General features: G+C 70.9%; 9 protein-coding genes. 4 read left to right on the top strand and 5 right to left on the bottom strand.

Translation table 11 applies throughout. The features are described from left to right. Positions 1-29: 29 nt before the first annotated feature. Positions 30-422, bottom strand: coding sequence for a hypothetical protein (locus tag IEZ27_RS28040; protein ID WP_189649965.1), 393 nt, complete (start codon positions 420-422; stop codon positions 30-32). Then, a complete protein-coding gene (locus IEZ27_RS28045) occupies positions 419-1,288 on the bottom strand; it encodes an SseB family protein (protein WP_189649966.1) in 870 nt (289 codons plus the stop codon). The genes IEZ27_RS28040 and IEZ27_RS28045 overlap by 4 nt, the downstream gene beginning before the upstream one ends. Before the next feature lie 46 nt (positions 1,289-1,334). On the opposite strand from IEZ27_RS28045, the gene IEZ27_RS28050 reads away from it, so the two are divergent. Further along, on the top strand, positions 1,335-1,853 hold the full coding sequence (locus IEZ27_RS28050) for a hypothetical protein (RefSeq protein ID WP_189649967.1): 519 nt from the start codon (positions 1,335-1,337) through the stop codon (positions 1,851-1,853). Here IEZ27_RS28050 and IEZ27_RS28055 read toward each other — a convergent pair. Continuing rightward, complete coding sequence (locus IEZ27_RS28055; protein WP_189649968.1) at positions 1,829-2,917, bottom strand: AraC-like ligand-binding domain-containing protein; 1,089 nt, start codon at positions 2,915-2,917, stop codon at positions 1,829-1,831. The genes IEZ27_RS28050 and IEZ27_RS28055 overlap by 25 nt on opposite strands. 158 nt (positions 2,918-3,075) lie before the next feature. Here IEZ27_RS28055 and IEZ27_RS28060 point away from each other — a divergent pair, with 158 nt between their 5' ends. Further along, complete coding sequence (locus IEZ27_RS28060; protein WP_125631954.1) at positions 3,076-3,576, top strand: SigE family RNA polymerase sigma factor; 501 nt, start codon at positions 3,076-3,078, stop codon at positions 3,574-3,576. Continuing rightward, positions 3,573-4,766, top strand: a complete 1,194-nt coding sequence (locus IEZ27_RS28065; protein WP_189649969.1) for a TolB-like translocation protein — start codon at positions 3,573-3,575, stop codon at positions 4,764-4,766. Before IEZ27_RS28060 ends, IEZ27_RS28065 begins: the two co-directional genes overlap by 4 nt. Here IEZ27_RS28065 and IEZ27_RS28070 read toward each other — a convergent pair. Beyond that, positions 4,736-5,923, bottom strand: coding sequence for an MFS transporter (locus tag IEZ27_RS28070; protein WP_189649970.1), 1,188 nt, complete (start codon positions 5,921-5,923; stop codon positions 4,736-4,738). The two genes, IEZ27_RS28065 and IEZ27_RS28070, sit on opposite strands and share 31 nt — an antisense overlap. Positions 5,924-6,009: 86 nt before the next feature. Between IEZ27_RS28070 and IEZ27_RS28075 the strand changes: the two genes are divergently transcribed. Then, complete coding sequence (locus IEZ27_RS28075) at positions 6,010-6,978, top strand: helix-turn-helix domain-containing protein (protein WP_229824401.1); 969 nt, start codon at positions 6,010-6,012, stop codon at positions 6,976-6,978. 3 nt (positions 6,979-6,981) lie between these two features. Here the strand turns inward: IEZ27_RS28075 and IEZ27_RS28080 are convergent, their stop codons facing one another. Beyond that, the gene (locus IEZ27_RS28080) at positions 6,982-9,555 is read right to left on the bottom strand and encodes an NACHT domain-containing protein (RefSeq protein WP_189649971.1); all 2,574 of its coding nucleotides are present in this window, start codon (positions 9,553-9,555) and stop codon (positions 6,982-6,984) included. Between the last annotated feature and the right edge of the window lie 132 nt (positions 9,556-9,687).

Genomic DNA, 9,687 nt, shown 5'->3' on the forward strand with positions numbered 1-9,687 from the left:
CTGAAAGAGATCAAGAGCCACGTTGTTCATCAGATGCCAGCAATCAGCACAACCTTCTCGCTGAGTGCCGACACCTCGTCCCGTTTCGCCCAGATGCGGTACACGCCGCGCTCGATCCGTTCCAGACCGAGGTCCGCCGCGTTCAGCGCGTTCCCGCCGGTGTACTCGATGAGCAGCTCCGTCTCCCGTGCCGCGTGCACCAGGAACGGGGCGCCACGCCACTCGCAGACGGTCGTCACGTGCCAGACCGCCGAGCAGTCGGCCGCGGGAACCGTGCGTACGAACCGGCCGGGCCCCACCTCCGCGAAGCCGTCGGCGGGGGCCGAGGTGTACAGGCGCATGAAGAGGCGGCCGTCGACGAGGTCCGCCGCCGCCTCGTGGTCGGTCCCCGCCCAGCGGGCGCGGTAGGACTCCGGGTTCATGCCTGCTCCACCATGAGCCAGCGGCCGTGGTCGGCGTCGTACCTCGCCTGGACCCGCTCCTCGCCGTCGGCCGCCAGCTCCACGATCTCGGCGCCGTGCGGCAGGCCGATGCCGTCGATCTTGTACTCCCTGATGGTCTCAACCGCGTTCGGCACCAGCCCCATGCCGGCGAACGGCGGCTCCTCGATCACCCAGCCCGCCACCGCCGTCCGGCCCGCCTCGTCCACCCCGCCGTACGGCGTGCGGTAGAGCTCCGGCCCGATCGCCGGCCAGCGCAACAGGTTGACCGCGCCCTCCGCGGTCAGCGCGTCCTCCTGGAGCAACGCGTCGGCGAGCACGGACGGCGTCGCGATGTGCGCGACGTCGAGGGCGTGATGGCAGTAGCCGGAGACCCGCGGCGGCCCGCCGCCCAGCAGCTCCTGGATCTGCGCCACTTCGAGCACCTTCTGCACGATCGGGAGTCCGCTGTCCGGCGCGGCCGCCAGGTCCTGCTCCAGCGTGGGCACCGCCAGCCTCGCGACCGTGCCCGGTTCGAGCAGGAACGACGGCTCCAGCCCCGCGTTGACCGCCAGGCCCCAGCGGGGATCGGGCCAGCCGGCCGCGAGCTCGACCAGCGACAGGATCCGGAAATGCCGTACGGCGCCGCCCGTCGCCTCCCGCATCGCCTCCGCCGAGGTGTAGACCGCCACCCACACCCGATCAGCCCCGGGGAACGTCGCCCAGGCGACCGGCTCGTCGCCCCTGGCGGCGGCGTCGGTCACCGGGCAGGCGAAGTCCGCGTACCGCAACAACGCGAGACAGGTGGTCAGGTCCTCCCGGGCGTGCGCCTCCTGGAGCCGCTCCTCGAAGGCGGTCGGTGCCTGCATGGCGACACCCTAGTAGGTGCGCTCGGCTTCCCTGTAGGTTGCGCGTGTGACGGATCGGCCGGTAGCCCGCACCCGCGACGAGGCTCTTGTGTACCTCGACCTCAACCCGTGCGAGTGCGGCTCAGTGGAGACCGAGTGGGCCAGTGGCGTGGTCAGCGTCGAGGGCGCGCTGGTCAAGTGCTACGAAGGCGACTGCGAGGGCTGCGGCGCGGAGCGGGAGTACCTGTTCACGCTGCCCGCGCGCGAGGTCATGCCCGTCGGCTGGCCGACGTTCGGGGGGCCGGAGCCGTCCCAGCTGCTCGACGCCGGAGAGTGGATGTGGCTGGCCGACCTCACGGCCGGCAACGTCCCCGACGACCCGGAGGACGCTCGGCGGGCGCTGTCCATGGCGCGTTCGGCGGTGGAGGAAGTGCTCAAGTTTATCCCCGAGGGGCAGGACGACGTCCCCTCGGAGGCGTTCTGGTCCGTACGCGGCCGGGAGGTGCGCGCCGCCGAGCCCCCGCGCTTCCGCCGCGATCGCCTGCTGGTCGTCAGGGACACCTACCGGGACCTCGCCGGAGGCTGACCCGGCGGCGGAGAGAGCTGGTGCGCGCTGAGCGCCTGGCGGCGGTGGTCCCTCGGGCTGATGCCGTAGGTGGTGCGGAACGCGCGGCTGAACTCGGCGCCGTTCCGGAATCCCCAGCGGACGCCGATCTCGCCGATCGGGCGGTCCTTGAGCCGCGGGTCGGCCAGGTCGGTGTGGCAACGTTCGAGCCGGCGCCGGCGGATCGCGGCGCTGACGGTCTCCGGCCGCTGTTCGAACAGCACGTGCAGGGTGCGTACGGAGATGTGGTGGTGCGCGGCGATGTTCGACGGCGTCAGCTCCGGGTCGCCGAGATGCCGGGTGATGAAGGCGTCGATCTGCGCGGCCAGCATCCGGTGCCGGCTGTCGGACGGTACGGCCTGCTCGGCGTCGAGGCGGCCGGCGAGGAAGGCCGTGACCAGGTCCAGGGCGATGGTGCCGAGCCGGGGGAGCTCGGTGGGGTGGCATTCGGCGGCGTGTTCACGCAGGCCGGTGAGGTAGCGGGCCAGTATCGCCCCCGACCCGGTACGGGCCGGGAGCCTGGTGGCGAGTAATCGTTCCACCTGGCCGCGAGGCAGGGGCACCGCGTCGCGCGGCAGGAACAGGAGCGTCAACCGGGTCAGGCTGCCGATGTCGAGGAATTCGGTGGCGTAGGGGAAGGAGGTGTCGAACAGCGATATGTCGCCGGCCTGCAACCAGGAGTCGTTGCGCCGCTGCTGGAGCCGGATCGGCGTGTCGTGGACCAGGAAGAGCTCGTACCCCTCGGGGTCGTGCCGGCTGATGTGGGCGGGGGTACGCCGGCCCTTCAGCGGTGACATCGTGAACTCGCCCAAGCGCACGCGCGACAGGTCGACGGAGTGCACCTGGCCGTAGAAGTCGTCGGCGTGGTCGCTGGACAACGACGTGGGCGCGATCTCGTGCGCGGCCAGGTGGGCCCACCACTCCAGGCGGTCCTTGCGCGGGATCGGGTCGGTGGAGACGGAGACCACCGGGCTCGGCCTGACCGCCCGGTGGATCCAGGAACTCCGGTACGAGTGATCGCACTCCGCGTCTACGCCGTCGGTCATCGTCCAAAGAATCCACACCCCGGGCCTTCACCGCAAGACCGTTCAAGGTGAACGTACGGGAAAGTCCGTACCGGCGACCTCGGGCTGTTCCCCGGCGTGCAACAGTTTCCGCACGTGGTTCCTCTTGGGGAGGAGGGAACGACGAAGGGCGAGAACTGTTGGAAGGCGATCCCCGTTTCGCGGAGTTCGTCGCCGAACGCGGCGACGCGCTGCTGCGCTACGGCTACGTGCTGGCCGGCAATCCGCACGATGCGGCAGACCTGGTTCAGGAGGCGCTGCTGAAGCTGCGCGGCGCCTGGCCTCGACTGCGCTCGAAGGAGAGCCCGGAGGGTTACGCACGTACCACGATGGCCAGGTTGCACATCGCGGCCTGGCGGGTGCGCAGACGCGAACTGCTGGCCTGGGACCTGCCGGAGGGCGAGCACCACGACCCGCTGCCCAGCGGCGACGAACGCAGGATGTGGCAGGCGCTGGCCGGGCTGCCGCGCAAGCAGCGCGCGGTGCTGGTGCTGCGCTACTACGAGCAGCTCGACGACGCCGAGATCGCCGCCGTGCTCGGGATCTCCCGCGGCACGGTCCGCAGCCAGGCGGCCCGCGCGCTGGACAAGCTCCGCGCCGCCGTCCCGAGCAACTCGATGACCAGGGGAAGGACGCTGTGAACGAGGTCGAGGAGACTCTCAGCAGAACGCTCGGGCAGGCGGCCGGGCGGGCGCCCCGGCTGCCGGTCGGGTTGCCCGCGCGGCTCGAAGGCATGCACCTGCGCAGACGGCGCCGTACCAGGACGGCGCTGGCCGCCGCGGCGGTCGTCCTGGTCGCGGGCGGGACGCTGGCTGTGACGGGCGACGGCGGGACCACGACGGTGTCGCAGCACGAGGCCGCCTCCGGGGTGCGTGCCGCGAAGCCGTCCCGGCCCGTGGAGAAGGTCTGGCCGAAGGCGGTGCGGAAGATCCCCGAGAAGGGGCCCGACGGGGCGGTGCGGCAACCGGTGGCGTTCGTCGACGACCGTACGTTGCTCATGGCCACGCGGGTGGGCTCCGGGCGGACGACCGCCCTGTACGCCTACGACCTCGACAGCGGCGCTCAACGCAGGATCGTCGCCGTGCCGGAGACCGACGGGGGGCTGATCGCGAGGTTCGCGGTGGGCGGTGGCCAGGTGGTCTGGTGGACCGCGACGAAGGACCGCGTCGCGCGCCTGTGGGCGGTCCCGGTCGGCGGCGGCACGCCCAGGATCGTCGCCGGCCAGAGCATCAAGGAGGGCGACGGCAGCGGGATCGACAACCTCGCCGTGGTGGACGGCAAGATCGTCTTCTCTCTGTACGTCGGCGGCGTCTTCACCGTCCCCCTGACGGGCGGCGCCGTGACGCCGATCGACGTGGGCGCCGGGATGCACCTGCTGTCCTGGCCGTGGATCGGTACGCCGGGGCAGGGCGGAGAGCCCCACGGCACGGTGTTCGAACGGATCAGGAACGTCGAGACCGGCGAGGTCAGGACGGCCGTCATCCGTCCCGGCGAGCAACTGCTCCTGTGCGGCGTGACGCTCTGCCTGGGCGGCACCCGCGACGGCTCCACGTTCTTCCGCGACCGGGACGGCTCGTCGCAGAAGGACGTGCCCGGCATCGTGGCCCAGGGAGACCCGCCGACCCAGGACCGTTTCTACGTCTCCACGTACGGCGACAGGGAGATCACCGGCGCGGGACTGTACGACCTGGACACCGGCGAGTCAGGCGACCTGGGCATCCCCGGGGAGGGCGACTACATAGGACTGCCGTCCGCGGACCCGACCGGCAGACTCCTCAGCTACACCGTCGGCGACGACCTCTACCTGATCGACCTGGCCGAGATCCGGTAGCCGCGACGGGCCCGGGCGAGCAGGAACGTGACCAGGGACACGACGACGATGCCCAAGCCGAAGACGCGGAACGTGGCCACCGGCCCCAGAGCCCGCACCGCGAACCCGGCGCCGATGGCGGGCAGGGAGATGGCGGCGTACGCGACGACGTAGAACGCGGACATCACCCGGGCGCGGTGCTCGGGCGGCGCCGCCGCGCCCAGCAGTCCCAGGGACCCGCCGAGCCCGAGACCGCCGCCGAGGCCGATCACCACGCTGGACACGACGAACCTCGCGGCGCTCCCGGCCGAGATCGACAGCGTGAGCAGGGCGACGCCGGCGGCCAGGACGAGCATGCCGGACGAGAGCTGGCCGGAAACCGGCAGGCCGCGCCCGGCGGAGGCGGGGAGTCGGCGGGCGAGCACGGGGGCCAGGGCGGCGGCCGTGCCCATGACGAAGATGGCCACCCCGCCGGGCAGGTTCCCCGCCGAGCCCATGAGGGCGGGCGCCAGCGCGGGCACCAGGGCCAGGTACAGCCCGACGATCGACCAGGACGACGTCACCCCGAGCCCCGACAACACGAACGGCCCCAGGATCTCCTTCGGCACGCCCGGGGCCGCCATCCTGAACCCGGCCCGCGCGCCCACCGTCTCCGGCCGCGCCCAGACTCCGGCGAGCAGGAGCAGGTCCACCGCCGCGAGCACGGCGAAGGGCGTCAGGAGCGGGGCGGGCGCGTACTCGACCAGGACCGCGCCGAGCAGCCCGCCGACCCCCACCCCGAGCCCGCTGGCCAGCGTGTTGAGCAGCCCGGCGGCGGCGGGACGCAGGTCGAGCAGGGCCGCGCCGGCGGCGCTGATCGCGACGCCGGTGGCCAGGCCCTGAAGGCCGCGCGCGACGAACAGCCAGCCCACCCCCGACGCCGCCAGGAACAGCCCGAGCGAGACGAGCAGCCCGGCGAGTCCGGCCAGAATGGCCGGACGCCGCCCCCACGAGTCGGAGATCCGCCCGAACAGCAGCAGCGCCGCGAGCACACCGAGACAGTACGCGGCGTAGACCAGCGTCAGCGTGGACGTGGGAATCTCCCAGGCGGACGCGTAGAGCTTGTAGAGCGGGGACGGCGTGGCCGACGCGGCCAGGCAGAGACCGATGACCCCGGCCTTGATGGTGATGTCGTTCACTCACCTCACCCTGGCGAAGTCGTTCTGCCGCCACGAGTGGCAGGACTGCCCACCTTCGTCAAAATCCTGCCGCTAGTCTGGGACGCGTGAAGGCTCCTGGAACGGTCGCGGTGGCCGTGATCGACGGCATGCCGATGTTCGAACTGTCCATCGCCTGCGAGACGTTCGGCCTGGAGCGGCTCGACCTCGCCGACCCCTGGTACGAGCTGCGCCTGGCCGCCTCCGGCCCGGTCCGCACCCGCAACGGGTTCGCGCTGACGCCGCCGTACGGGCTCGACGCGCTGGTGAGCGCCGACACGGTGGTCGTCCCCGCGCTCCCGGGCGTCTACGTGGACGGCGACGCCCGGCCGGACGCCGACCTGCTGGACGCGCTCAGAGCCGCGCACGACCGCGGCGCGCGCCTGGTCTCGTTCTGCACGGGCGCGTTCGCGCTGGCCGCCGCGGGCCTGCTCGACGGCCGTACCGCCACCACCCACTGGATGCGCGCCGACCTGCTGCGCGCCCGCCATCCGCGCGTCCGCGTGGACGCGTCCGTCCTGTACGTGGACGACGGCGACATCCTGACCAGCGCGGGCCGCAGCGCCGGGCTCGACCTGTGCCTGCACGTCATCCGCCAGGACCTCGGCTCGGAGGTCGCCAACCAGGTGGCCCGCCGCCTCGTCGTCCAGGCCCACCGGCCGGGCGGCCAGGCCCTGTACATCCAGGCCCCGATGCCCCGCACCGAGGGCGACGGCCTCGCGCCGGTGTTGCAGTGGGCGACCGAGCGCCTGCACCGCCCGCTCACCGTCGCCCAGCTGGCCAGGCAGGCCGGGCTGAGCTCCCGTACCCTGGCCCGGCGTTTCCACGACGCCACCGGCACCACGCCCCTGCGCTGGCTGCACGCGCAACGGCTGTCCCGGGCCAGGCAGCTCCTGGAGTCCACCGACCTGCCCGTGGACCGGGTCGGCGAGGAGTGCGGGCTGGGCTCGGCGGGCAACCTCCGGCACCACTTCACCCGCGCCGTCGGCGTCACCCCGACCGAGTACCGCAGGGCCTTCCACGAGACCCGCACGTGAGCTTCACGCGGATTCGTCGCCCGGTGACGTGAGGTCGACGTAGGTCCGCGTGAACACCGTCAGCGGGCCGATCCCGCCGGTCGGCAGCTCACCGGCCGCCTCCTCGCCGCTGATCGCCGGGTTCATCCGCAGGACGAGGTCGTCCGAGCTCACCTTCGGCGTACTGGTGACCATGCGCAGCTGGGCCGCCCATTCCTCGCCCACGAACTGCGACTGCCACAAATAGAAGTACCGTTTCCACTCGGTCGGCAGATCTTCCAGACCAGGAAGCAGATCGGAGGCCGGCACCTGTTCCGCGGTCGTCACGGCGAGCACCAGCAGATTCGCCGAATAGTACGCGTACCGCTCCGCGGGACTGGCGATCCTGGGCCGATAATTGGGCAGGTCGACATCGGTCTGCGCATTCAGCCGCTTGAAAAGCCGCCGTACCAGGGCGTGCCAGCGATCGGCGTCCTGGCCCATCTTGGCCAGCTCCGCCAGGAACACGACCGCGGGGGCGCGCGACGACAGGGTCGCCCACGACAGCAGCGAACGCAGCAGGGAATCGTCCAGGGTCTCCGTGAGAATACGCCGGGGCATGGAGACCATCTCGGTCAGCAACGATTTGACGAGCCGCGCGATGAGGAATTCGCCGAACGTCGCGTGCAGGAATTCGTACGCGCGGACCACGTCCGCGTCCCGGGCCGCCTTCGCCTCGTAAATGAAGAAGAACCGGCCGAAGGTCTGCTCCCCAGGGCTGGCCGGGGTGGAGAAACCGGGCTCGCGCAGATCCTGGCGAAGAGCGCCCAGATCGTCGCTCACCTGCACCGACGTGGCCCACTGGCTGCGCCGGTTGAGCATGGAGAAGGCCACGAAACCCAGCCGTTGCAGCTCCAGCTCGGCGCGGTCGTCCAGCTCGTCGGTCGGGCACCGGCCCTTCTTCAGCTCCCTCTTGACGAAGCTGATGATCAATTGCTCGTACAACTCGCCCTGTCCCAGGCCGGGTGCGGCCTTTCCCAGCGCGTTGTCGTCGGCGTCGTACAGCGCGAGCATGAGCAGGAGCAGCGGCTGTTCGGCCAGATCGCGGTGGGCCAATGCCAGGGCGAGCGTGAAAGGCTTCACGCCGAGCCTGTTGAAGTACGAGGAATTGGTCTTGTTCCAGACACGCAGCCAACGGCCTATCTGATCCTCGTCGAACGGTTCGAGCCGCGTGACAATCGTGCTCGTCGAGGGCTGAGCACAATGGAAAACGGCGGTGCGCGACGTGACGATGACCGCGACGGTACGCCCCGCCGCCGCCTCCCGCTCCTGAAAACGTTCGACCTTTCCCAGGTAGTCGGACTGCCTGACGCCGGTCGCCTGCAGCAGCTCGTCGAAGCCGTCCAGGATCAGCACCGGCAACGCGTTCCCCGCCGATCGGGCGAGAGCGGGCCAGCGCAGTTTCTCCCCGGTCGCGTGATAGATCGCGTCCTCGATCTGCTCCTGGACGTCGGCGTTCGCCGACACCTCGCGCAACGGCACCAGGACGGGGAAGAACGCCGTCGGCAGGCGCGCGCCGAGGATCTTGGTGAGCACCGACTTGCCCGCACCCGGCTGGCCCAGCACGATCAGCGGCGTACGTCCCGCCGCCGAGCGCGTCAGGCAGGCGGCGAGGAAGCTCGGCAGGTCCTCGCGTACCGGCTTGTCCTTCCACCAGGACTCCATGCTCGGGTTGTCCCGTCCCGACAACACCTCACCCGCGCGGAAGCGCTGCGGCAGGTACGCCTCCTCCAACGTCGGTAATCGCATCCCGACGGGCACGTCGCCGGTCTCCGCCACCGCACACGCGAGTGCGTTCTGCTGCGTTCTCCTCAACGCCTCAAGCTCCACGGGGAGGACCTTGCCGGCGGTCATCCCGGCCAGCACCCGTTCCAGCCCCGCGAGGCTGGCCCGGGTGGCCTGGTGCTCGGTCATCTGGGCCCACAACGCGAACTCCGGCACGTCGCCCGCCAGCCGCCGGTAACCGTCCTCGTACCGGGCCAGCGCGAGCCCCGGCAGCGCCATGCCGACCTCCATGATGATCTGCTCCTCTCCGTGAGAGGTCAGCTCGTCCCAGCCGGCGACGCCCTTCAGGACGCTGAGCATGTTGTGCGCGAGCCCTTCGTAGAACGTGACGATGTCGGCCCTGACGTCTTCGTACGGGCGCTGCGGCGACGGGCACGGCGGCACCTCAAGGCCGTCCAGGACGATGCGCACGTTGTCCTGGAGCTTGCCGCGCCGCTTCGGGGTGAGCGCGCCCGCCGTCCGCTTGACGAGCCTCAGGTCGTCGTCGGTGAACGGGAGCCTCAGGCCGTCCACGGCCTCGAAGAGCGACGTGATCACGAGGATCTCGTGAGCGGCCTCGATCCGTTCGGTACGGCTGCGCCAGTCGTCGCCGGACCGCCACTCGCGCCATCGTCCGAGCAGGTCGTTGCCCAGCCTGATGAGCTCGTTCTTGGCGTCGACGAGGTCCCAGAGGCCGAGCGTGCCCAGACCGAGCAGCGTGTCCAGCTTCTTGATCGCCGGATCCGTGCCACCCAGCAGACGCACCGCGTCGCCGTACCGGTACTCACGGTTCATGACGGAATTATGAAGCTGTCGACACAGATGAGGTGATCTCAGAGAAATAATTCGGACGATTGCGGATTTCCGGGACGTCGGCGGTGGCGTTTCCGGGCCTTTCGGGAGAAGTCGTCGAAGGCCGGAGGCAGA

Origin of the sequence: Nonomuraea spiralis, from assembly GCF_014648435.1 — a bacterium.
In the GTDB taxonomy this organism is placed as follows: Bacteria; Actinomycetota; Actinomycetes; order Streptosporangiales; family Streptosporangiaceae; genus Nonomuraea; species Nonomuraea spiralis.

Coding starts and splice junctions, on each gene's coding strand:
- IEZ27_RS28040 (WP_189649965.1), bottom strand. CDS start 422: ATGAACCCGGAGTCCTACCGCGCCCGCTGGGCGGGGACCGACCACGAG.
- IEZ27_RS28045 (WP_189649966.1), bottom strand. CDS start 1,288: ATGCAGGCACCGACCGCCTTCGAGGAGCGGCTCCAGGAGGCGCACGCC.
- IEZ27_RS28055 (WP_189649968.1), bottom strand. CDS start 2,917: ATGACCGACGGCGTAGACGCGGAGTGCGATCACTCGTACCGGAGTTCC.
- IEZ27_RS28080 (WP_189649971.1), bottom strand. CDS start 9,555: ATGAACCGTGAGTACCGGTACGGCGACGCGGTGCGTCTGCTGGGTGGC.